Annotated in this window: 28 protein-coding genes; 6 read left to right on the top strand and 22 right to left on the bottom strand. The window is 47.9% G+C overall.

All coding sequences use genetic code 11. The annotated features are described in order from the left end of the window. Positions 1–66: 66 nt before the first annotated feature. From lysA to AC4G47_RS10425, 4 genes are all read right to left on the bottom strand, one after another. On the bottom strand, positions 67–1,398 hold the full coding sequence (gene lysA / locus AC4G47_RS10440) for a diaminopimelate decarboxylase (protein ID WP_145148860.1): 1,332 nt from the start codon (positions 1,396–1,398) through the stop codon (positions 67–69). A 103-nt stretch (positions 1,399–1,501) separates the two neighbouring features. Next, the gene (locus AC4G47_RS10435; RefSeq protein ID WP_491105929.1) at positions 1,502–3,169 is read right to left on the bottom strand and encodes a spore germination protein; all 1,668 of its coding nucleotides are present in this window, start codon (positions 3,167–3,169) and stop codon (positions 1,502–1,504) included. A 24-nt stretch (positions 3,170–3,193) separates the two neighbouring features. Next, positions 3,194–3,622 carry a stage V sporulation protein AB gene (locus tag AC4G47_RS10430; protein ID WP_458123126.1) on the bottom strand — a complete coding sequence of 143 codons (429 nt, stop codon included), beginning with the start codon at positions 3,620–3,622 and terminating at the stop codon, positions 3,194–3,196. Then, positions 3,603–4,259 carry a stage V sporulation protein AA gene (locus AC4G47_RS10425; RefSeq protein ID WP_458123127.1) on the bottom strand — a complete coding sequence of 219 codons (657 nt, stop codon included), beginning with the start codon at positions 4,257–4,259 and terminating at the stop codon, positions 3,603–3,605. Before AC4G47_RS10425 ends, AC4G47_RS10430 begins: the two co-directional genes overlap by 20 nt. Before the next feature lie 431 nt (positions 4,260–4,690). On the opposite strand from AC4G47_RS10425, the gene AC4G47_RS10420 reads away from it, so the two are divergent. Beyond that, on the top strand, positions 4,691–5,044 hold the full coding sequence (locus AC4G47_RS10420) for a hypothetical protein (RefSeq protein WP_491105928.1): 354 nt from the start codon (positions 4,691–4,693) through the stop codon (positions 5,042–5,044). A 120-nt stretch (positions 5,045–5,164) separates the two neighbouring features. Here AC4G47_RS10420 and sigF read toward each other — a convergent pair whose 3' ends face one another. From sigF to AC4G47_RS10365, 11 genes are all read right to left on the bottom strand, one after another. Then, entirely contained in the window at positions 5,165–5,920 is a 756-nt protein-coding gene (gene sigF, locus AC4G47_RS10415) for an RNA polymerase sporulation sigma factor SigF (RefSeq protein ID WP_036607856.1), read from the bottom strand. A 14-nt stretch (positions 5,921–5,934) separates the two neighbouring features. After that, a complete protein-coding gene (gene spoIIAB / locus AC4G47_RS10410) occupies positions 5,935–6,390 on the bottom strand; it encodes an anti-sigma F factor (protein WP_036672324.1) in 456 nt (151 codons plus the stop codon). After that, positions 6,387–6,740: an anti-sigma F factor antagonist gene (spoIIAA, locus tag AC4G47_RS10405; RefSeq protein ID WP_458123131.1), complete on the bottom strand. Its 354-nt coding sequence runs from the start codon at positions 6,738–6,740 to the stop codon at positions 6,387–6,389. Before spoIIAA ends, spoIIAB begins: the two co-directional genes overlap by 4 nt. Positions 6,741–6,883: 143 nt before the next feature. Continuing rightward, positions 6,884–8,032 carry a D-alanyl-D-alanine carboxypeptidase family protein gene (locus AC4G47_RS10400; protein WP_458127291.1) on the bottom strand — a complete coding sequence of 383 codons (1,149 nt, stop codon included), beginning with the start codon at positions 8,030–8,032 and terminating at the stop codon, positions 6,884–6,886. A 275-nt stretch (positions 8,033–8,307) separates the two neighbouring features. Continuing rightward, positions 8,308–9,132, bottom strand: coding sequence for a purine-nucleoside phosphorylase (locus AC4G47_RS10395; RefSeq protein WP_458123132.1), 825 nt, complete (start codon positions 9,130–9,132; stop codon positions 8,308–8,310). Positions 9,133–9,262: 130 nt separating this feature from the next. Continuing rightward, positions 9,263–10,153 carry a tyrosine recombinase gene (locus AC4G47_RS10390; RefSeq protein ID WP_458123133.1) on the bottom strand — a complete coding sequence of 297 codons (891 nt, stop codon included), beginning with the start codon at positions 10,151–10,153 and terminating at the stop codon, positions 9,263–9,265. A 75-nt stretch (positions 10,154–10,228) separates the two neighbouring features. After that, positions 10,229–10,471 carry a DUF4227 family protein gene (locus AC4G47_RS10385; RefSeq protein ID WP_215075928.1) on the bottom strand — a complete coding sequence of 81 codons (243 nt, stop codon included), beginning with the start codon at positions 10,469–10,471 and terminating at the stop codon, positions 10,229–10,231. A 160-nt stretch (positions 10,472–10,631) separates the two neighbouring features. Beyond that, positions 10,632–11,099, bottom strand: coding sequence for a ferric iron uptake transcriptional regulator (gene fur / locus AC4G47_RS10380; protein WP_090922447.1), 468 nt, complete (start codon positions 11,097–11,099; stop codon positions 10,632–10,634). 107 nt (positions 11,100–11,206) lie between these two features. Beyond that, positions 11,207–11,836 carry a stage II sporulation protein M gene (gene spoIIM, locus AC4G47_RS10375; protein ID WP_458123134.1) on the bottom strand — a complete coding sequence of 210 codons (630 nt, stop codon included), beginning with the start codon at positions 11,834–11,836 and terminating at the stop codon, positions 11,207–11,209. Between the two features lie 135 nt (positions 11,837–11,971). Further along, entirely contained in the window at positions 11,972–13,192 is a 1,221-nt protein-coding gene (locus AC4G47_RS10370) for an endonuclease Q family protein (protein WP_458123135.1), read from the bottom strand. 2 nt (positions 13,193–13,194) lie between these two features. Beyond that, positions 13,195–13,788, bottom strand: coding sequence for an NUDIX domain-containing protein (locus AC4G47_RS10365; RefSeq protein ID WP_491105927.1), 594 nt, complete (start codon positions 13,786–13,788; stop codon positions 13,195–13,197). Between the two features lie 310 nt (positions 13,789–14,098). On the opposite strand from AC4G47_RS10365, the gene mciZ reads away from it, so the two are divergent. Continuing rightward, the gene (mciZ, locus tag AC4G47_RS10360; RefSeq protein ID WP_491105926.1) at positions 14,099–14,245 is read left to right on the top strand and encodes a Z-ring formation inhibitor MciZ; all 147 of its coding nucleotides are present in this window, start codon (positions 14,099–14,101) and stop codon (positions 14,243–14,245) included. A gap of 100 nt (positions 14,246–14,345) precedes the next feature. Here mciZ and AC4G47_RS10355 read toward each other — a convergent pair whose 3' ends face one another. Next, the gene (locus AC4G47_RS10355; RefSeq protein WP_491105925.1) at positions 14,346–15,479 is read right to left on the bottom strand and encodes a M20/M25/M40 family metallo-hydrolase; all 1,134 of its coding nucleotides are present in this window, start codon (positions 15,477–15,479) and stop codon (positions 14,346–14,348) included. An 82-nt stretch (positions 15,480–15,561) separates the two neighbouring features. On the opposite strand from AC4G47_RS10355, the gene prli42 reads away from it, so the two are divergent. Continuing rightward, a complete protein-coding gene (gene prli42 / locus AC4G47_RS10350) occupies positions 15,562–15,663 on the top strand; it encodes a stressosome-associated protein Prli42 (protein ID WP_017687624.1) in 102 nt (33 codons plus the stop codon). Positions 15,664–15,691: 28 nt separating this feature from the next. Here prli42 and lipB read toward each other — a convergent pair whose 3' ends face one another. From lipB to lpdA, 5 genes are all read right to left on the bottom strand, one after another. After that, entirely contained in the window at positions 15,692–16,399 is a 708-nt protein-coding gene (gene lipB, locus AC4G47_RS10345) for a lipoyl(octanoyl) transferase LipB (protein WP_491105924.1), read from the bottom strand. A gap of 116 nt (positions 16,400–16,515) precedes the next feature. Then, on the bottom strand, positions 16,516–17,961 hold the full coding sequence (locus tag AC4G47_RS10340) for a dihydrolipoamide acetyltransferase family protein (RefSeq protein ID WP_458123140.1): 1,446 nt from the start codon (positions 17,959–17,961) through the stop codon (positions 16,516–16,518). Positions 17,962–18,008: 47 nt separating this feature from the next. Beyond that, on the bottom strand, positions 18,009–18,995 hold the full coding sequence (locus tag AC4G47_RS10335) for an alpha-ketoacid dehydrogenase subunit beta (protein WP_491105923.1): 987 nt from the start codon (positions 18,993–18,995) through the stop codon (positions 18,009–18,011). Between the two features lie 2 nt (positions 18,996–18,997). Further along, positions 18,998–20,026: a thiamine pyrophosphate-dependent dehydrogenase E1 component subunit alpha gene (locus AC4G47_RS10330; protein ID WP_491105922.1), complete on the bottom strand. Its 1,029-nt coding sequence runs from the start codon at positions 20,024–20,026 to the stop codon at positions 18,998–19,000. Between the two features lie 139 nt (positions 20,027–20,165). After that, positions 20,166–21,590, bottom strand: coding sequence for a dihydrolipoyl dehydrogenase (gene lpdA, locus AC4G47_RS10325; protein ID WP_491105921.1), 1,425 nt, complete (start codon positions 21,588–21,590; stop codon positions 20,166–20,168). Positions 21,591–21,823: 233 nt separating this feature from the next. Here lpdA and AC4G47_RS10320 point away from each other — a divergent pair, with 233 nt between their 5' ends. Beyond that, positions 21,824–22,141: a DUF2627 domain-containing protein gene (locus AC4G47_RS10320; protein WP_017687618.1), complete on the top strand. Its 318-nt coding sequence runs from the start codon at positions 21,824–21,826 to the stop codon at positions 22,139–22,141. A gap of 64 nt (positions 22,142–22,205) precedes the next feature. Next, the gene (locus AC4G47_RS10315) at positions 22,206–22,553 is read left to right on the top strand and encodes a potassium channel family protein (RefSeq protein ID WP_491105920.1); all 348 of its coding nucleotides are present in this window, start codon (positions 22,206–22,208) and stop codon (positions 22,551–22,553) included. An 8-nt stretch (positions 22,554–22,561) separates the two neighbouring features. On the opposite strand, the gene AC4G47_RS10310 is transcribed toward AC4G47_RS10315, so the two are convergent. Next, a complete protein-coding gene (locus tag AC4G47_RS10310) occupies positions 22,562–22,774 on the bottom strand; it encodes a hypothetical protein (RefSeq protein ID WP_491105919.1) in 213 nt (70 codons plus the stop codon). 175 nt (positions 22,775–22,949) lie between these two features. On the opposite strand from AC4G47_RS10310, the gene AC4G47_RS10305 reads away from it, so the two are divergent. After that, complete coding sequence (locus AC4G47_RS10305; RefSeq protein WP_062835251.1) at positions 22,950–23,549, top strand: thymidine kinase; 600 nt, start codon at positions 22,950–22,952, stop codon at positions 23,547–23,549. Positions 23,550–23,568: the final 19 nt, after the last annotated feature.

The following is a 23,568-nucleotide window of genomic DNA, read 5'->3' as shown; positions in this document are numbered from 1 at the left end:
TTCATCTGCTTCAACTGTGGAATCCATGTAATTTGAATAATGCAAAAACGCATTATCTTTGACGAATTAGCGAGTAACTGGCTGTTTGCCAATACGCGCAGGTACCAGGTCATTCTGGATGATATCCTGATACGTCTCACGGCGTACCACTACATCTCCTTGACCGTCTTTGACAAATACAACGGCCGGACGACGAATCCGGTTGTAGTTGCTTGCCATGGAGTAGTTATATGCACCTGTACAAGCTACAGCAAGCAGATCGCCGCTTTCGACTTTTGGCAAGTCCAGATCCCAGATCAGCATATCACCACTCTCGCAGCATTTACCCGCAACAGATACCGTTTCCTGAGCAGCCTCATTCGCACGATTCGCAAGCACAGCTTCATACTTGGATTCATACAAAGCAGGACGTGGGTTATCGGTCATCCCCCCATCAACGGCAACGTATTTACGCACACCTGGGATGTCTTTGCTTGTTCCAACGGTATACAGCGTTGTTCCCGCTTCACCCACGATGCTGCGGCCTGGTTCAACCCAGATCTCAGGCACGGCATAGCCGATTTGAGCAAAATGATTTTTAACGGCATCTGTAATAGCCTTCACGTATTGTGCAACTTCAAGTGGCGTATCTCCATCGATATAACGAATTCCGAATCCACCACCAAGGTTAACTACTTTGAAAGCAACGTTAAGACGCTCATATACGCTTGCTGCAAATTCAGCAACACGTTGAACAGCCATCTGGAAGCCTTCAACTTCAAAGATCTGGGAACCGATGTGGGAATGAACACCCAACAGAACCAGGTTGGATTGCTTGGAAGCCAGTTCAATCGCTTCAAATGCTGTACCATTCCCGATATCGAATCCAAATTTCGAATCCGTTTGACCTGTAGAAATATATTCATGCGTGTGTGCCTCAACACCAGGCGTCACACGAAGCAAAATGTTTACTTTACGATTTTTGTCAGCTGCTACAGCCTGTAACAGATGTAATTCATTGAAGTTATCGACAACAAAGCATCCGATCTCTGCATCAAGAGCCATTTCGATCTCTTCCAGCGTTTTGTTGTTACCGTGGAAGTGGATGCGCTCAGCAGGGAATCCTGCTTGAAGTGCTGTGAACAGTTCACCGTCAGATACGACATCCAGGGAAAGTCCTTCTTCAGCTGCAAGGGCACACATCGCCATTACACAGAAAGCTTTACTTGCGTAAGCAACCTGGAAGCCCAGTCCGGAAGCACGGAATGCTTCCATGTATTCTCTGCAACGCTCACGAACCAATTGCTCGTCCACCACGTACAGGGGAGTTCCAAATTGTTCTTTCAGATCTGTTGCATCGACTCCGCCAATTTCCAGATGTCCCTGCGCATTTATTTTACTTGTACCATGTAAATACATAATCTGCATTCCTCACTTTTTATATACTGGAACAGTTGCTATTCCAATGATTTTACACCAGTATACCAAATTAGGCAGCGAGATGAATGGATTTTTCGGCAGATCATTTGTGTTTTTTACTTTTTCGCAGTTCGCCGTCGGGATCATCGGACATTTTGGTGTTGTCACGTGTTTTGTTGAATGATGGACGTTTTTTATTTTGCAGCAATGGAAGCCGGAATAAAAAGTTGCCCAAGGCCTTTGCATTAAACGGTATAAAAGGCCAGAGATATGAAGAATTGTACGACCGGTGAACGGTGAGCGCCAATATGAGCAGTGTACTGCCCACGACCAATCCCGGAACCTTAAATATCGCTACAGCGATTAGCAGGACCAGCCTGACCAGCCTGTTGGCGAGTCCCAGCTCGTAACTCGGCGTGGCAAACATACCGATGGCTGCGATGGCCATATAGAGTACAACCTCATTGACAAAGTATCCCGTTTTCACCGCGATATCCCCGACTAGAATGGCTGCGATTAAGCCCATGGCCGATGCCAGAGGTGTAGGCGTATGAACCGCTGCCATCCGTAATAAATCGACGCCAAGCTCGATCAGAAGAAACTGTAGAATTAGTGGAAGCTTTACATTTTCCTGTGGACCAATGAAGTCGAGTCCCATCGGTTTAATCGAAGGGTCAATGACCATAAGAAGCCACAGCGGTAGCAAAAACAGCGATATGAGAATCCCTGCAAAACGCACCCAACGTAAGTACGTTCCCATCAAAGCCGTCTGTCTGTTCTCCTCCGCATGCTCACACAGGTCGAAGAAGGTCGTCGGCAGAATCATTACACTGGGGGAAGTATCTACGAAAACCACAACTCGCCCTTCCAGCAAATGGGAAGCTGTCACATCCGGTCGTTCCGAATAACGTACGAGCGGGAACGGATTCCATCCCTTGTTGATAATCGCTTCCTCCAGCTGTTTATCGGCAGCGGGAATACCATCGATATCCACTCGCTGTATTTTCTCACGGACCGAATCCACTTGTACTTTATCCACAATATCATCAATGTACACCACGCAGACATCGGTTTGTGTTCTCCGGCCCACCTGCATGATCTCAAACTTCAGTCCTGGGTCGCGTATTCTGCGGCGCACCAAGGTTACGTTGGTCAGGAGTGTTTCGGTAAAACCGTCTCTGGAACCTCGGACGACCCTTTCCAATGAAGGCTCTTCGGGTGAACGTACCGGATAACTCCGGGTATCCATAATTAAGACCGAACGATCCCCTTCAACGAACATCGCACTCATGCCGGTAAGAACCTTGTTGATGACGGCACTCATCTTGTCCACTCTTTCCACCTGAATATGGGGAATGTAACATTCGAAATAGGATTTGAGTGCATGACCTGACACATCTTCAGGGGTAAGATAGGTCAGTCTTTTTAATACTTCAAGCAATATCTCATCTTTCGCGAAACCGGTGATCATCAGCAAGCCAACGTGTTTGCCACCCAGAACCATTTCCCTCATATTAACATCAAAGGATTCACCCAGCCCGAGTACCTGTTGCAGTGTATATTTATTGTCATTCATGCGAGGGGAGATGTCATCGTTTTCCTGCCAATACCGCACCGATTCCTCAATGCTGTCAGACATCTCATTCTGTTTTTTCTTATTGTACGCTCTCTTCTCTTCTTCCTTCTGAATCTTGTAAGCAGACTTGTGTGGCCTCTCTTCCGTTATACCTTCACTATTTTCCTGGCCTGTATGATCCGAACGTTCATCCATTTTCCATCCTCCTATGGCCCCGATCTACCGCTGATATATAAAAAAATCAAACAGAGAACCTGTCATTTTGCCTAAAATCATGGCGAGCAGTAATCCAAACAAATAAGGTTTCATGCCCAGCCGTTTGGCTAATACGGGCAATACATTAAGCACCTCAGTGAGCGCCGCAGCCAGCAGACCGATAAACACGCCACAGAATAGACCAACCACCGGGCTTAGCAGCAGTACCCCATGCATTTTCCAGTGCCAGAAGTCCGCCACAGTCCCGAGCAGTGAACCACCAATTAGCGCCCCTTCGTACCAGTGGGTCTTGTCATACGATTGCGTAAGTTGAGCCAATCTGGGAATCATATCGAGCACCAGAATGAGCGCAATTACGCCGCTTCCTACGGCAATCCCCCCTGCAATACCCAGCACAATGCTGATTGCTCCATTAAGAACGCTCATCCGCATTCATCTCCCCGCGTTCCTGCTCATGCATCCGTTCGCTTTCTTCAATCACCACATATTTATCCACATTTTGCTGGTAAAGGAACATCTCTACTTCCAGCGGGGTAGGCTCCTCATTCCACTTCTTCTTGAACAAATGATTGAAAAATACCGCCATTCCGAATCCAATGCCAATGGAATACGCCACTTGGAACAGATAGGGATGTTCGTCCCGATGCCCAGTAAGCATCTCCACAATTCGAATCTGTACTTCCTGCATGTTCACATCGGCATGAAAATTCATAATGGTTAAGGCCGATCCAAAGAACAGCAGCAGCCAAACCAATATGAACAGGGACTTGGAAGGTTGACCATTTCCCGCAATGACTTCAACAAGCGTATGGCCTGATCCAATCAGTTCCACGCTTACCTCCGGCAGGATGTTCCGAATTCGGGGAATGATCTGCAATATATCTATGAGTATCAGATTGCCGTCCTCCGGTCCAGGGTGCAGCAGTTCAAGCTCCAGTAGCCTGTCCTCCTGATCTTCAGAAGTGGTCAGCACATGTGCAATATCTCTAAGCTTGACTGCTCTGCCCCTCTGGATGCGAATACGGCTGCGTAGACGAACGTAGACCATTGGAGTGGGTGTCTGGGACATCCATAGCACTCCTTTACTGCGTAATTTAGGTTAGTATTTGAAGAATGTGCAAATTTATTACAAATTGGTTGGAAAAGATCGTGAGGCGGTGGGGCGCTGCGGGATGGATCGGTCATTGGTCGCTGTTGCTCGGGGGAGGATTCATGCAGACACTCCGACGGCAGACCAACCTTCTGATCGCTGTTGTCTCCAAATTCTTTTGATTGATTTCTAAGTGTTAGAAATTTGGAGACAAAGGCGAACGCTTCGCTTCTTCAGGTCTAATCTGCCGCCTGCCTTGCTTGTGTATCATTAGGCAAGCCCTCACGCTTCGCTCCTTTTGACCGATTCCATCCCTTCGCTACCCATTGTCCTCCCGTTTCCAAACGTTTATAATAAATATGCTGGGGAGTGGGCAGGGAGGATTTAAAAGATGAGTTTTTGAGGTTATTTTGAAATTTGAGAACAACGGTGCAATTGTTACCGAAACCAGTCTCCAGATGATGAGTACTGGCGATATTTTAGCGAATGAGCTGATTCAAACTGATCCATCTGCAGATTTCTTTTTACTTAAAGATCGAGTGTATATAAGAGAAGAGGAAACCAGAAACACTGACCAATTAAGTGAAAAGTTAGGAACAATTGAAAACAAATATATACAAGAGGGAGAATTTAAGAATCTAATGTCTACGCAACTTCCAGTGGGAACAGAAATCTATCGTTTCAAAAATGAAAATTCAATAGATCAGGTGATTGTTAAGGAGACTGAAAAACTAATTATCTACAAATCGTTATCTGAAGGGTAATGATCCCTTGGATGCACAGCCAACAACAAATAACCTTCCTCGCCATAAAGCGCGATAGAAGGTTGTTAGTTGTCGTATATTGGTATATTAGCACCAATATTGTTGTTGCAATCCACGAAATTACTGCGCGATCTGGTCGCGGATGGATTGCAGTATTTTTTTCTCCAGACGTGATACCTGCACCTGAGATATTCCCAGTCTGCTGGCTACCTCCGACTGGGTCTGATCCCGGTAATACCGAAGATAGACGATTAACCGTTCCCGCTCGCTGAGACCACCGATGGCTTCGTTCAGGGCCAGCTTGTCAAACCAACGTTCTTGAGACTCGTCGGCAATCTGATCCATTAAGGTAATGGGATCGCCGTCATTCTCAAATACGGTCTCATGGATTGAGGTCGGTGGTTTGTTTGCTTCCTGGGCAAATACGACTTCCTCCGGGGTTACCCCCAGCTCTGCGGCTACTTCTTTGATCGTTGGTAGACGATCCAGATGTTTGGACAGTTCGTCCCTTTTCTTGCGGACTTTATTCGCCATCTCTTTGAGTGAACGACTGACCTTCAGGGTACCGTCATCCCGCAGGAATCGCTGGATTTCTCCGATGATCATCGGCACCGCATAGGTCGAGAACTTCACGTCATAACTGAGATCGAATTTGTCCACTGACTTGAGCAGACCGATACAACCAATCTGGAACAGATCTTCCGGATCATATCCCCTGTTCATAAAACGCTGTACGACGGACCAGACGAGTCTGATGTTGCAGTTCACCAGCGTATCCCGTGAGACATGGTCACCCGACTGACTGAGCGCAATCAGCCGTTTGACCTCGGCATCGTCCAAATAGGTCTGTGAAGATGGTTTCACTTCAGCATCCATAAGAACACCAACCCCTAATTATACAATGCTTTCTTGGATTCAATCCTTTTCTTCATCTTGATGGAGGTGCCTCTGCCGGGCTCACTGCTGACTTCGAATTCATCCATAAAGTTTTCCATAATGGTGAAGCCCATGCCCGACCGCTCAAGTTCGGGTTTGGACGTATATAGCGGCTGCTTCGCCAGTTCAAGATCTTCGATTCCTTCACCGCGGTCTTCCACAATAATTGTGATCATGTCTTCCCGAATCTCGGCCTGGATGGACACAACACCCTCGGAGTTATTGTTGTATCCGTGGATGATGCTGTTGGTCACGGCTTCCGAAATGACCGTCTTCAGGTCACTGAGCTCGTCCATCGTTGGATCAAGCTGGGAGATGAATGCAGCAACGGTTACCCGTGCAAACGATTCATTCTCTGACTTGGCCGCGAATTGCAGATTCATGAAATTTGTCCCTGTTCCTTCATTCATGAGACGACCTCCAGACCTGAGAGAGCAGTTCCCTCATTTTCGTATATCGGCATAATCTTGAACAAACCCGACATTTCCAGCAAACGATACACCGGCGAATTGACGTCACATACTACCATCTTGCCGCCTTTATTCTTAATGAGCTTGTATCTTCCCAAAATGACACCCAGACCCGAACTGTCCATAAATTGCAGATCTTTCAGGCTGAGTACCAGATGCTCGCTTTGTTTCCGCTGGATAGCTTCATCCATTTGCATCCGTACCATGTCAGCTGTATGGTGATCCAGCTCCCCGGATAATCGTACAATCAGAATCCCGCGATGGTGTTCCATTTCCACATGCAAGTTCACGTTTGCCCACTCTCCTCCCTGTCTTGAACAAGGATTTCTACGTTTCCGAAGGCTTTTCCTGCCCCCCGACAAAACTAGAAGAAAACCCCTATTTAACTACAAAATATGTTCGAAGAATGTGTGTAACTCGCGTAATTCGCCGTTTAATCAAACAGATTGGACGTCGTCCGCTTAAACAGCTTCCACCAGCCAGCTTTATTCACGTCCTGTGGAGCCTGAATGTCGAATTCCTTAATGACGTCGTTGCCCTGGTAAACCACCAGTTTACCTATACTTTGCCCAGCTTTGATCGGGGCTTTCAATTCTTTGGCGACCAACAATTCATGCCGGATGTCATTGGATTTGGCTCCTTTACGCATCAGCACACTATAATTTTGCGTGGCATTCAGAGGCAACTCGGCAACTTCACCTTTTTCAATTTTCAGACTACCCAGCAGATCCCCTGCCTTGTATAGCGCCTTCATCGTATATTGACTAAAGGCATAGTCAAACATCGAAGACACCTCGCTGTTCCGTGTTTTGGTATTCGGTTCACCGAGTACCACGGAAACGACACGCAGTCCATCCTTGGACGCTGTAGCGGAGAGACAGAACTTGGCTTCGGACGTGTAACCTGTTTTCAAACCATCTGCCCCTTCATAAAAACGAACCAGCTTGTTCGTGTTCACCAGCCAGAATGGCTTTTCCGTATCTTTGCGAAGGTAATCCTGATATGCACCGGTGTACTTCGTAATCCCGGAATGTTTCAGTAGTTCACGGCTCATGACGGCAATATCATGGGCGGAAGAATAATGATTATCGACCGGAAGGCCGTTACAATTGGCAAAATGAGTATCCTTCATGCCAAGCTCCTTCGCACGTTCATTCATCAGCTGTACAAAGGCTTCTTCCGAACCGGCGATCTTCTCTGCCATCGCTACCGAGGCATCATTGCCTGATGCCATTGCAATCCCTTTTAACATATCATCGACCGTCATTTCTTCCCCGGGCTCCAGAAAGATCTGCGAACCGCCCATGGATGCTGCGTATTCGCTCGTTCTTACCTTGTCCGTCAGCTTCAACTTGCCCGTGTCGATCGCTTCGATCGTGAGCAACATCGTCATAATCTTCGTAATGCTTGCCGGAGGCAGCTGATCATGACTGTTTTTCTCATAAATAACGGTTCCTGTATCTGCATCCATTAAGATCGCAGAAAGCGCCGACGGGGCCAAATCAGCGGCTCCAGCTGCCTTTGGTTTTTCTTCAGCCAATGCCGTTGATGCCAAAAGGGACAGCAGGATACAAAGGGTCATGAACGATGCCATTATTCTTTTTTTCACTAGGTTACCTCCTCAAATGACTTGCTTACTGCATGTTCCATGCATGTACTGCTAATCATTGTCGGCGCGTTTGCAGTAAATTATTCCATCTTACCTATGATTTCCCGAACTTTTTGTAGAAAAGGAGCTCAAAGCAAAAAAACGCACTGCACTCAACTCATGAGCAACCGTACGTTCAACATAACAAGAAAAGGTTACCCCCGATGATTTCTCATTCGAAGAGGTAACCTTCTCTACTCAAATCTTGCTTACATTTGTGGAATAACTGCCAATACCAACGCCAGGAACGACTCACGCACACGTTCAGTCGTTTCCATAACCTCATCGTGCGACAGCGGCTGGTCGAGAATTCCGGCTGCCATGTTGCTGATACAGGAAATACCGAGCACTTCCAGACCTGCATGGCGTGCCACGATCACTTCCGATACAGTGGACATGCCCACTGCGTCTGCACCTAATATACGCAGCATTTTGATCTCTGCTGGTGTCTCGTAGTTCGGACCAAGCATACCTGCGTATACCCCTTCACGTACGTTAAAACCTTGTGATGCGGCCGTATCCTTCGCCAGTGCACGCAAGCGGCGGCTGTAGGCTTCCGACAGATCCGGGAAACGCACACCCAGTGCAGCGTCATTCGGTCCGATCAGTGGATTTTTGCCTGTGAGATTCAAGTGATCAGAGATCAGCATCAAGTCTCCAGCTTCGTACGACGTATTCACGCCGCCCGCAGCATTAGTTACAAGCAGGCTACTTACACCCAGTTCTTTCATGACACGTACCGGGAAGGCTGTCAGTTCGGGACCATATCCTTCGTACATGTGGAAGCGGCCTTTCATCATCACGACTGGACGACCTTTGATGGTTCCGACCAATAGTTCACCTTCATGTCCTTCTACTGTGGACACCGGAAAATGCGGAATATCCTGATAAGCGATACTTACGCCATCTTCAATCAGTTCTGCCAGTACGCCAAGACCCGAACCCAAAATCAAACCGACTTCCGGCTTGATGGAGCTTTTGCTTTGAATATAAGATGCTGCTTCCGAAATCATTTGTTGGTTTAATGCTGTCATACGATGTATGTTCCTCCTTGAGTTGAAACGATCCGTCTTTATGTATAACGGCGTTTAGATGTATTCAATTTATTTTATCCTAAATCGGCACCATGTTCCGCATTTATTTGTGAATGCCATGCGTCAAAATCTATCTTGCCCTCGGATGATGAGTTTCATAGATTTCTTTCATGGTTCTCCGACCATGATTGCCATATTGTTGTCCAGGCTGCTCCACATGGCCAAGCATGTCTTGAACGGCACGTGTGTCTGCTCCACTCGCAATCAGGTGTGCTGCAAACGAATGACGGAGCGTATGCGGGGTAATTTCTCCCGAAATTCCCGCATCCACTGCCGCTTTTTTGAGCAACTTCCAGAATCCCTGCCGGGTTAAACGCCTGCCAGACACATTCACGAACAGTGCCTGCTCGTCCGAATCGGTTTTGAGCAACTGATTGCGGAACTCCTCCACATACACACTTGCCCAATGTGCGGCTGGCGCACCGATGGGAAGAATGCGTTCTTTGCCTGCTCCACCACATCGTATAAAGCGCATGTCCGGTTGTACATCCCGAATGTCCAGCGCAATCAGTTCCGAGACACGAATGCCTGTAGCATACAATAGCTCAAGCATCGCTCGGTCTCTCACACCCTGCGGTGAACGAATATCAGGCGCTGTCAGCAACTGTTCGATCTCCGGGATGGTTAACACCTGTGGAGGCGTCTTATCCGCCTTGGGAGCTTCCACATCGAACGTAGGGTCCTGTATGATATCACCCCGCCGCATCAAAAAATGAAAGTAGGAGCGCAGAGATACGATACTCCGGGCAATCGTTGCGTTGGCACGTCCTGCCTGTTTGAGCTGACCTGCAAACAGGACGACATGTGTGCGTCTGACCTGATCGGCTTCGTGTATGCCATATTCCTTATCTGCAAATTCAATGAACTTGTCCACGTCTCGGAGATACGATTCAAGTGTGCTGCTTGACATCCCTTTATCATCTTCCAAGTATAAGGCATAGGCGTGTATCGTCTGTTTCATGTACAACGCTCCTCAACTGACAGATCTGCCGCTCCGGCAGACTGCTCCCGTATTTGCATCCCTGACTGTTCGAAGCTACTCCCCGTACCAATAGAATAAACGGAGACGCTCTGCCATCGTAGGACGTCCTTCTCCATTACCCGGCCAATCCGTTTCCTGAAATACTTTGATCGCATTTCCAGTCGGCATCTGATACTGATCCACAGGTGAGATCCAACCATTAAACAGATCCAGAACATGATAAAACAGATAAACTAATGCAGCAAAAAATAGGATAAATCGAATAAAACGGAGCCCTCTCCGCACTGATATGATCATGGGTGTGTCCCCCTCCTGATTCGAATCCGGTTTTGTCCTTGAAATCAGGGTATGTCCATAAACACAGGTTTATGCCATTGGAGGTAAACTCCAGATCATGTCCGGTGCCAAAAAAGCTCTCCCGTCAAAACCGCCGGTGAGAGCTTGAAGATATGCTATGTTATTCTTCATCTTTGGGCTTCTGTTCATTTTTAGCTTTGCAACGATAACAAATTCCATGAAAGTCCAGTCGGTGATCTACTACCGAAAAGTTAAATTCCCGCTCCAAACGCTCTTCAAGCGGTCCAAGCCAGTCTTCACGTATTTCATCCATACTTCCGCATTGAACACAGATTAAGTGATGATGGTGATGCTTGGATGTATCTCCGCGCAGATCATAACGCGCTACACCGTCGCCGAAGTTGATTTTCTCTACAACATGCAGCTCACTCAGCAGTTCGAGGGTACGGTACACGGTTGCCAGACCGATTTCGGGAGCCTTTTCTTTAACGAGCATGAATACGTCTTCTGCGCTCAGATGATCTTCTTCATTCTCAAGAAGTACTCTTACGGTGGCTTCCCGCTGGGGCGTTAATTTATATCCTTGGGACTGTAGTTGCTGCTTAATTTTATCGATCCGTGCTTCCATTTTCTCCCTCCCCCTAGGAAATCACTGCACACTGCAACTTAACCCACTCTTTTCATTATAGGGGGAGTGCGTAATTAAAGTCAACATTTTACACTATACGGTACACGCTAGGCCGGCAGTAACATTGGCGTGACCCAACGCATCATCGCAGGTGTAACCCATGTTTCAAAAGATGCCACGCCGAGCAGCAGTGCAGCCATGGCCAAAGTTAACACTATATATGAAGCAAAAGGTCTTTGTCGACCCGGTGTTCGCTGCATCAAAACACGATTGCGAATGATGTATAACGAGAACGTCATGGCTGCCACACTACAGATCAGCAGGATCGGAATGACGAACAAATTATGCGGTGCCACGGATACCAGCGCAAACAACAACCCTTTCCAGGAATACTGCCCAACAAGATACCCCACTGTGAATCCAATGAGCACACCTTTTAGAAAATCCAGAACCAGTATACCGGGCAGTCCGACGACGGATAAACCCAGAATAAAGATCAGACCTACCCATTTCAGATGAAGCATAGCAATGTCCCAATATGCCCCGGTCTCCGTCACTTGTGCGCTGTGCTGCACCGTCATGAAGAAGTTCCCAAGATAGCCCTCCAGATCCTGACGTTGCTCAAGAGACAATGCATTGACCATAAGCGCGCCAAAAATGACGCCGACCAGAAACAAGACAGCCACGAATACATATAACGAAGTCTGACCTTTAAATGTAAAGTAGGAAGAGCGCATACAGGTACGAGTCCCCTTTCCGGTTGTCATGCTGCAAGGATGCTCAATCATATCCTCATAGTCATTCTTATGAACCGAAACGCACCTGTATGACTCCTTGTCCAGATTGGCTCTTCGTGAAGTGAAAGCTGCTCTCTACTCTGATGCTCTCTCTTGAACTGCAACCTTCCCATACGTACCTCCACCTCCGGAGGACAGCTCCAGTTGCCCGTTCCGTGCGGCCACGATAAATCCTGCTAGCACAGGTCCAACGACCGCAGCAAGCTCTTCCTCACGGGTACGGTGAAGTACGTTCATTTCCGTACCAAACTGCTCCAGGAGTTGACGCAGTTTGGCTTTGCCAAGTCCCGGGATGAACTCCAGTGGTACCTGATAATGATAGGCCGGTCTGTTTGCAGGAACCTGAGGGCTCTCCCGATCAGAGATCGCCAGAATGCGGTCCAGCACCCCCTGCACCAGCTTCTGACTGCCACAGTGAGGACAACGCTCTGCTGACATCGCCTGCTCGTCCATAATACTGCCACATGCTGCACAGTAGGTACGGTGATACTTGCCCAGCCTTGGATTCAGACCATAATTGGCAGTAATCCTTCTGCCTGCTTCTCCTTGGAGTGCCATACGGAATTCATCAAAAGAAGGTGCAGCCACTTGCAGTTCATTATACTCCCGTCCAATCTTGCCGAGGGAATGTGCATCCGAATTGGTCAGGAACGGAACATGATCCAATTCCCGAATATAACTGGCCATCGATGAATCGGAGCTTAACCCCAGTTCGACGGCATCCACAAGACGAGTATCCAGTACATCGCCCATACGGGGCGCCGTGCTGCCATAGATGCCTTTATGCGGTGTAAACACATGCGCAGGTACAATAAGTCCACCACGAGCCTTAATCTCGGCCTGCATCTCTAGAGCGGGCACGTATACCCGCTGAGAGCTAAGGTTCACATTTTTCATATAACGCTTCATCCAGTCCGTAAAGGACTTCATCGTTCTCAGATCACGAAAGTACGCCAGCATATGGAACTCACGCATTCCAGGCTCTCGGAGCTCAATCTCTGTACCCAGTAGAATAGTTGTGTCCTGGTAGGCAATGCCGCCTCCCTCAATTTCGGACATCGTGCCATCCTCCAGTAATTGCTCAATATCCATCTGCACTACTGGGGAATGACAATCAATGACACCGAGCAAATGAATCCCTTTGCGTTCCGAAGCTTCCCGAGCAATGTTCTCAAATGTCAGATCCCGACTGCCACTGATTTTAACCGCCTCTCCACGGGACGTACGCCCGATGTGGATATGCAGGTCCGTATAACAGGGCTCCCACAAAGTGGACGTTGCCAGTTGATCCTGCATCCTTATAACCGTCCTGTCGTTCTGTAAAGATCCCATGCGTACACAGCCATCATTGTTTTGGCATCGCTAATCCGGTTCGCGTCCATGAGCGCATAGGCTTCCTCCAGTGTGATCTCGGATACTTCAAGGAATTCATCCTCGTCCAGCTCCATATCTCCAGCTTCCAGCTCTTCAGCGATGTAGAGATGAATGATCTCATCTGCGAACCCTGGTGAGGTGTAGAACGAACGCAAATGACGCAGTGACTTGGCTACATATCCAGTCTCTTCTCGCAATTCACGTGCTGCTGCAACCTCTGGTTCTTCACCCGGGTCCAGTTTCCCCGCAGGAATCTCTACTTCGGTGCGTCCCATTGCCTGACGATATTGATCCACAACAAGCATGCGATCCCCGTTCAGAGCAAGTACAGCTACTGCGCCAGGATGCCGGATAATTTCACGTGTAGCCGTCTGACCGTTCGGTAGCTTAACGGTATCGACCTGAAGTGAAATCACTTTCCCCTCGAAGATCGGCTTGGTGGATACGGTCACTTCATCCAGCTTCGGATTAGCAGGTTGTGCCGCATGAATGGATTGGGCAGATTGGTTTGGTTTCATTTGTTCTTCAACTCCATATCGTTGGATTATATATAAATTGACTAAAAATACTTACACTAACCACTCCGATGACAGAACAACCCTTCGATCGCTGTTATCCCCAGATTTTTTGATTTCTTTCTCTAATAGATAAAATTTGGTGATAAAGGCGAACGCTCCGCTTCTCTTGGTTATTTCTGTCCTCTCCGTTCTTGTGTAAAGGATTAGCTCAATTTATATATTCGATTAATGTATAATTCTCTGATTTTGGGCATATGGTGAGCGTATAGAACTCTCACAGCAAATATAAACCGAATCAGGGGGACTTTCGATGAACAGTTATTTGACGCCTCAATCCGTACACGTGGTAGGACAAGCCCGGCAAGTGCAGCTCATACTCAAGCAATGGATGCGCGAGTGGGGCCCTGATGCCAAGTTAAGCGATCTGCTCGCTGGACGCAAATCAATGGTTCTTTGAGACAATCATTTATTGGCTCATTACCCATAAAATATAACATGAAATGACCAAAAAGTCCGAACTCGGTCTGTACCGGGTTCGGACTTTTCACTTTTTATTTTTATTTCTTATCTGCTGCGTTTTCCTGAATAATAGCCACAACCACCTGAGACAACTTCACAATATCCTCGGCACGAATGCGTTCTTTGGTTGTATGAATATCCTCATACCCTACCGCCAGATTCACTGTCGGAATCTCAAATCCATTAAATATGTTGGCATCACTGCCACCGCCGGAAGCAAACGTACTTGTCTCCAGGCCCAGACTGCGAATAGCACGCTGTGCAAGCTGTACAACTTCATGTTCATCATGGAAACCAAATGCGGGATACAGGATCTCACTTCTGAATTCAGCCGTAGCACCGTATTTCCGGCAAGTGGTTTCCAATGCTTCACGCATCTGCGCAACCTGCAATTCCACTTTTTCCTGCACAATACTGCGAGCTTCCGCTTCAATCTGTACAAAGTCACATACCACATTGAGTGCTGATCCACCCTGGAATTTACCGATGTTCGCTGTCGTCTCATCATCAATTCTGCCCAGTGTCATCGCTGCAATCGCTTTGGCTGCCACCTGAATGGCGCTGATCCCGTCTTCCGGATTCACTCCCGCATGGGCAGACTTGCCATAGATCCTCATCTGAATTTCAGCTCTGGCCGGTGCAGCTACACAGATCGTGCCTACAGCTCCGTTGGAGTCCAGCGCATAGCCGAACTCGGCTTCGATATCTTTTGGATTCATGGCACGTGCACCCACCAGACCAGACTCTTCGCCGACCGTAATGACGAACTGTAATTTACCATGCGGAATGTTGTTTTCCTGAATCACACGAATCGCTTCGAACAATGCTGCAATTCCGGCCTTGTCATCTGCTCCCAGGATCGTTGTTCCGTCACTGCGAATCCAGCCGTCTTCACCCAGTTCAGGTTTAATTCCCTGTCCCGGCGTTACGGTGTCCATATGACATGTGAAAAAGATCGGTGCGACCCCTTCTGTTCCTTCGGCTTCCCAGGTAATGACGAGGTTTCCGGCGCCATGTCCCGTTTGCTCCATGGTGTCATCCTCATAGACATGAAGACCGAGGTCTGCAAACTGTTCTTTTAACACCTTGGAGATGTTCTGTTCGTTTTTCGTTTCACTATCAATCTGCACCAGTTCCATGAACTGATCAATAACACGTTGGTGTTTAATCATAGGACTTTCCTCCCTCTCGTGGATACGGTACAATATAATTACTATGGCTTGTTTACTTTTTGTTGAAAGGAGTTCTCTCATCATGCAAAAAAAGAAATGGTTCAAAATCATCATCTATCTCATGCTGATCGCCATGATCGGGTCCACCCTTTTCATAGCTCTCGAACCGTTATTGTTCGGATAGCAACCCCTGAAGCCTTTCGATGATCTGTTTACAGACGTTGAAGGGCTTCTTTTTCGGTGACCCAAGTGATCTCATAAGGGAAAATGCGATTAAAATACGGAACAATCTCCTTCGCTACCTGCTCCACTGCATAGGACTTGCCTGTTATATCCTCCAGGGAGGTAACGCCATACTGCTCAATCCCACAAGGAACAATACCCTGAAAACCAGCATGTTGAATGCCTGAGGTGATGTTAAAAGCAAACCCGTGACTTGTCACAAAACCACGGCGGTGTTTGCAACGATTAAACTTGATGCCAATTGCAGCAATCTTCATATCACCAATCCACACACCGGTGTACCCCTCTTTGCGTCCGGCTTCGATGCCCTGGTCTGCGAGATAATCCATAAGGACCTGCTCAAGTTTCCGTAAATATCCGTGTAGATCCAGATCTTCATCCCGACCAAGGACCAACAACGGGTAGCCTACCAATTGGCCCGGGCCATGATAAGTAATATCACCGCCGCGGTCAATTTGAAACAAGGAGATTCCCTGCTCCCGCAACTCATCTTCACTGAGAAGCAGATGCTCCGGATGATTCTGTGACCCGATCGTATACGTTGGCGGATGCTGTAAAAGAAGCATCTGCTCCGCTCCCTCGCCCTCGTCCAATCGCTGCACAATCGCTTTCTGGCGGTTCCATGCCTCTTCATAATCAAGCATCGGTATGTATGCAACATCCAGCGGCTTGCTCATGATTTCCCCACACCCTTCTGCTTCATGTTCAATGCAAAATTGAGCACCTGTCCGTAGACAGCCGGAAAAGTGCACGGCCTTCGGCACATACACTTTCCCGTCCTTCAACTATTTTCTTAATAAACCTTAGTCTCCATGGTGTATCCTTCCAGGTTCTCTTTGACACGTTGCAAGAACCGTCCGCTGATTACGCCATCCAGGATTCGGTGATCCAGCGACAGACACAGGTTCGCCATTGAACGAACGGCGATCATATCATTAATGACCACTGGCTTCTTGACAATCGACTCAAAAGTAAGAATCGCTGCCTGCGGGTAGTTAATGATTGGCTGGGACAGGATTGAACCGAATGAACCCGTATTGTTCACCGTGAACGTACCACCCTGCATATGGTCCAGCTTCAATGTACCCTCCCGCGTTTTCCTAGCCAGCTCATCCACTTCACGAGCCAGACCTGCGATATTTCGTTGATCGGCATGTTTGATTACCGGTGTAAGTACGGAATCTTCGGTTCCTACTGCCATGGACAGGTTGATGTCCCGTTTAACGATAATTTTGTCAACTGCCCATACCGAGTTCATGATCGGGAAGTCTTTGATCGCATTAACGACTCCCTTCATCATGAAGGACAGATACGTCAGATTAATGCCTTCCTTACGCTTGAACTCATCCTTGAGTTTATTGCGCAGCATCACGAGATTTGTTACGTCTACTTCAATCATCGTCCATGCATGCGGAATTTCAGATACGCTCTGACGCATGTTCCGCGCAATGGCATTACGCACAGGGGTAACATCGATGAAATACTCCGATCTTCCCTGACCTCCTCCTTCCACTTCGATCTGTGGAATTTTCGGACTTTCGGTCAGATGAATACCAGAATGTCTCACAGGAACACCTGCATCGGATGCTGAGATCGCTTCTCCGGCGGTTAAACCCATTTCGCCATTTCCACGATTCACTCCGCTGAATGGAGAAGCAGACGGCACGCCAGAAGGCGCATGCTGTACTGCTGCAGATGATGTTTGTGCAGACGATCCAGCCGCGTTACCTCCTTGTGCAACAAATGTCAGCACATCTTTGCGGGTAATCCGACCACCGGCCCCAGTACCTTGGATGCTTTGCAAGTTCAAGCCATGCTCTGCTGCCAAGGATTGCACTGCCGGGGAATACCGATTGCGCATCGGCTGGTTAGGGTCATGTGCTGCTGTATTTGAGGCAGGAACAGGAGTGTGGCTGGCATTATGTTGCACTTGCTCCTGTTGTTGCGATACTTGTGTTACTTGCTCAGCCGCTTCTTCGTCAGAAGCAGCGACCTGCATGCGGCAGATTGCTTCACCAACAGCAATCGTTGTGCCTTCTTCCACCAAGAGGTCACCCATAATTCCATCCACAGTGGATGGAATCTCGGCATTGACTTTATCGGTGATTACTTCACAGATCGGCTCGTACTGTTCCACACGGTCGCCCGGTTTTTTCAACCATTTGCCTATGGTAGCCGAGACCAGCGATTCCGCCAATTGCGGCATAATGACCTCGATCCATTTCATACGTTCAGCCATTTGATTATCACTCCAAACTTTACTTTTAAACGATCCAAAAAACGAAATTAAAACTCGGCCAGTGTACGCATTGCTGCTTTGGCTTTGTCCTTGCTCAGCATGTAGAATTTCTCCAATGTTGGGCTAATTGGCATGGCCGGCACGTCAGGTCCGCAAAGACGCTGAATCGGTGCATCCAGTTCAAACAGACATTCCTCACTAATAATAGCGGCAACCTCGGCACCTACACCACCGGTTTTGTTATCTTCGTGTACGATCAGCACCTTGCCTGTCAGACGAGCGGAAGCTATGATCGCTTCGCGATCCAATGGTTGTAATGTGCGCAGGTCCAAAACGTGGGCTGTAATGCCCTCTTCCCGTTCGAGTTCCTCAGCAGCCTGCATCACAAAATGCAATGGCTGGCTGTAGCCGATCACGGTAATATCCGCACCTTCACGAAGTACGTTGGCTTTGCCAATCGGAACGATGTAATCATCTTCAGGCACATCTTCCTTGATAAGCTTGTAGCATTTTTTATTCTCAAAAAAGAGTACCGGGTCCGGGTCGCGAATGGCCGCTTTGAGCAGCCCCTTGGCATCGTATGCCGAGTAGGGAGCTATAATTTTCAGACCAGGCGTACCAAAGAAGATCGATTCCGGACATTGGGAGTGGTACAACCCACCGAAGATTCCGCCACCAATCGGCGCACGAATAACAATCGGACAACTCCAGTCATTGTTGGAACGATAGCGAATTTTCGCCGCTTCACTAATGATCTGGTTCGTTGCTGGCAGCATAAAGTCCGAATATTGCATTTCGGCAATCGGCTTCATCCCGTACATCGCAGCACCAATGGCAACACCTGCAATAGCGGATTCAGACAAAGGTGTATCCATCACCCGCATTTCGCCAAACTGATTTTGCAACCCTTTAGTTGTGGTAAACACACCACCTTTAAGACCTACGTCTTCACCAAGGATAAAAACATTTTCATCCCGTTCCATCTCTTCTTTCATCGCGAGACGGATTGCATCAATATATTCCATCACTGCCATACTTACCGTCCCCCTTCTTCGCTTTCCGCATAAACGTGCGTCAGAGTGTCCTCAGGTTTCGGATATGGCGCGTTGTCTGCATATTCAGTTGCTTCTTTCATTTCCAGCGCAAGCTGGGAAGCCAGATCCGCATCCCGTGCTTCATCCCAGATGCCGCAATCGATCAAATAGTTTTTCATGCGAGGAACGCCATCTTTCTTCCAGTTCTCCTCCACTTCCTCTTTGGTCCGGTAAGCCAGATCATTGTCGGAGGTGGAATGAGGAGACAACCGATACATCATCGCTTCAATAAGTGTTGGGCCTTCTCCGGCTATGGCACGGCGACGCGCTTCCTTCACTGCGGCGTATACTTCCAATGCATCGTTACCATCTACACGCAGTCCGGGGAACCCGTATCCTAGTGCTCGATCGGATATTTTGCCGCTCAACTGCTTGTGAATCGGTACCGAAATTGCATACTGATTGTTCTCACACATAATAATGACAGGCAATTTGTGCACACCTGCAAAGTTGGCTCCCTCGTGGAAGTCACCCTGATTGCTTGATCCTTCACCAAACGTAACAAAAGAAACAAAATCTTGCTTCTTCATTTTGGCAGCGAGCGCAAATCCAACAGCGTGCGGAACCTGTGTTGTAACCGGGCTGGAACCCGTCACAATCCGCAGCTTTTTGTGACCGAAGTGACCCGGCATTTGCCGACCACCACTATTCGGATCTTCTGCCTTCGCAAAAGCAGACAGCATCAACTCACGCGGAGTCATGCCTACCGCCAGTACAAAGCCGTAATCGCGGTAATAAGGTAAATAATAATCGTGATCCCGATCCAGACCAAAAGCAGCGCCTACTTGCGCAGCTTCCTGTCCTACACCGGATACGTGAAAGTTAATTTTGCCGGCCCGTTGCAAGAGCAAGCAACGCTCGTCAAACTTGCGCGCGAGCAGCATGTATTTGTACATATCCAATACTTCACCATCGCTAAGCCCCAGCTGTTGATGCCTGTGGACCGCGTCTGCAGTACCTTTTGAACTCATATGAGGTACCTCCTTTTAATCAGAGCCTGTGCCATTCTTACTACCCGATCTTATAACCTGGTACTAAGACTTGGCTTAACCTTATTATAATCCCTTTTGCCCAAAAAAGGAAAGGACCTTTCTCATAAGCCTGTTTGACTTATATTCCAATGGCCTTTCCATCGACCGCCAGCATGGCTTCACCCATGATCTCCGACAGAGAAGGGTGTGGATGGATGGTTTGTCCGACTTCCCAAGGTGTAGCATCCAGCATCTGAGCCAGTGAGGCTTCAGCGATTAATTCCGTCACATGGGTTCCAATCATATGTACTCCCAATATATCATTCGTCTTGGCATCTGCGATCACCTTCACGAATCCATCACGACTTCCGTGAATGAGCGATTTACCAATGGCCTGAAACGGAAATTTGCCTGTTTTAATATCATAACCACGTTCTTTGGCTTCACGCTCGGTGAATCCGATGCTGGCTGCTTCCGGACGTGTATACACACAGCGCGGAATAAGGTGGGATTCTACGGCATGTACCGTTTCGCCCGCCAGATGATTGACAGCGAGAATACCTTCATGACTTGCGGCATGTGCAAGCTGTAGACCTCCAATGCAATCACCAATGGCATAGATGTGACCTTCACCCGTTTGTAGCTGTTTGTTCACAGCGATGAAGCCGCGCTCCAATTTAATATCTGTATTTTCAAGTCCGATATTTTCTACATTGGCCTGACGTCCAACCGACACAAGCATTTTCTCCGCTCTCAACGTTTCCTGTTTTGCTTCTCCAAGCTCCACGTCAATCTGTATACCCTCTTGATCCGTGCTATATGTCTCCGTTAGAACGGTGGCGCCTGTCAGGAAACGAACACCTCGTTTGCCGAGCAATCGCTGCATTTCTCTGGCAACATCCTCATCCTCAGCAGGCAACACGTGAGCAGCTGCTTCTACCACTGTGATTTCTACGCCAAAGTCCTTCAGCATGGATGCCCACTCCAATCCAATCACACCACCTCCAACAATGATGAGTGATGCTGGAAGCTCATCCATTCGCAGTGCTTCGTCACTGCTCATAATGAACTTGCCGTCCGGTTCCAGGCCCGGCAGCACACGTGGACGTGAACCTGTAGCAATAATGAGATTGGTTGGCACAACTGTATCCATCTCTCCATCTTCAAACTCCACTGCTACTGCTCCGCTCTGCGGTGAGAAGATGGATGGTCCGATGACGCGACCTTTCGCGTGTACAACCTGGATCTTATTTTTTTTCATCAAATATTGAACGCCCTGATGGAGCTGCTCCACAATCGCATCCTTGCGCGCCTGTACTTTGGGAAATATAAGTGTGGCTCCAGCTGTCTCGATACCATACGTCTCGCTCTCCTGAATCTCGGCGTACACTTCCGCGCTTTTCAGCAAAGCCTTACTCGGAATACAGCCACGATGCAGGCAGGTTCCACCAAGTTTGTCCTTCTCAATAATAACAACCTGTTTTCCGAGTTGTGCTGCCCGGATCGCGGCAACGTACCCTCCAGTACCTCCTCCAAGAATTGCAACATCACATGTAATTGGCATCTCTCATGCTCTCCTCTATGAATCAAATTTCAATATAAATGTATTAATTGATGATAGGTTAACTCATGGTTTTGCATATAATCTCTATATACCATTGTACTCTCCTTAAGCGGTCAACTCAAAGTTTGAACCAATCACACATGGACAGCCCATGCATTCCAAGCTATGATGGAATCAGGCATGATCTGTAAGCGTAACCTTTATTTTATGTCGACTCTGGCAGAAAGGGTATAATGCTCATGAATACAAGATTGGTCTTTGCTCGATTCTTGGCGATTGTTGTTCTGGTCATTCCCGGTTTAATGGCAATGAAGGGTTTTCTAATGATGAAAGATGCCCTGTTCCTATATTATGCCGAGCACGGGAACGAACTGATTTCACCAGGTTTCCAGTGGCTTTCCTTCGGCGGTGGACTTGTCCTTTTCGCGGCAGGTATGAGTTTTCTGGGAGGCTGGATCCTGTTCCGTGACCGCAAGCGAAATTATGTAGGTCCCCGTTTCCGATCCAAAAGTGTACCTGAAAAAGCAGAGACGCCCGGAAGGACTCCATGAGTCCGGGCTTTTTGTGTGTTTTCTGCATCACACCGACAATTATACATAGACAGGATGGATCTTCATGGTATCGTTTTTAATCACATTGCAACGATTGCTCAAAGGCATTTTTCATGCGTTCAAGGACCCCAAGTTTCTGGCTTTGTTCGTATTAACTGCAGCTACTCTGCTGTCAGGCACTTTGTTTTACACGCGCGTTGAAGGCCTGCAATGGATCGATGCGCTTTATTTCTGTGCGGTTACTTTAACTACGGTGGGACACCCTGATTTTGTGCCCGCCACCGGATTCGGCAAAGCCTTTACCGTGATTTACATGTTTGCCGGCATTGGGCTTACCTTTGCCATGATTGCCAGAATTACAGCAGGTATTCTATTCCCTCGCAAATTAAAGACAGAAGAGGACCCAGAGTAACCTCCGAGTCATTCGTATAATGCATCCCGCAGTTTGGTAGACATACGTGATTCTTTGGAAGAGGACTTCAATATCGTTCTGCGCAAGGTAAGGTTACTTGCCTGCAGTCTCTCCGCTTCTGCGAACAGTTCTACAAATAACGCCTGCGTCGCTTCATCCAGAGACCCCTGTTCTTTCAGGCTTTCATATTGCGCTTGCAGTGATGTTAATGCTTCACTCATCGTAAACACCTCTTTTCCAACTCCTGTTAAATAGCTGCCTGAACCAACGGCTTAACATTCCATATAGTAACACAAAGCTGTACAGATTAGTTCTGGCTCTTACTAAAGATTTTGTGGTACTCTGTAATGGTCGCTTTTTTTGTTGAATCCCGTATGTGAGAGGAGTAGCAGCACCGTGCAAACAGGACGTATTACCGTAATTACTGGACCCATGTTCAGTGAAAAATCCGGTGAACTCATTCGCCGTTGTCAGAAATTAATTCAATTTGGCCGTAAAAAGGTTGTGGCCTACAAACCAGCCGAGGATGATCGATTTGCCCAGGACGAGATCGTGAGCCGAATTGGTTATCGATTACCTGCTCATTCCATTCCCCGGCAATTAACCCCGGAATCCGTAGAAATGATCCTGAACCAAACCATAGATGCTGATGTTGTTGCATTTGATGAAGTACAATTTTTCAGCAGCGCCATTATGGAACTAGTCTCGGAGCTAGCCTATTGTGGCAAACATGTTATTGTGGACGGACTTAATATGGATTACCGTGGTAAGGAATTCGGATATGTCGGCGGTCTGCTCGCCATGGCGGATGACATTGAGAAACTCTCGGCTTTCTGTGCCGTATGTGGTAGCCCGGATGCCGCCTTTACGCAACGTATCGTTAATGGTGAACCCGTTACCTTGGGTCCGGTTGTCATGATCGGCGATTCAGAAGCTTACGAGCCTCGCTGTCGTTGCTGCTTCATTCCTCCTCACAAAGTTGAATGCTCTTCATAATTTCTAAGAGATCTCTGAG

It is taken from the genome of Paenibacillus sp. Negev47 (genome assembly GCF_058313655.1).
This window is presented reverse-complemented; position numbering and strand designations above follow the sequence as displayed.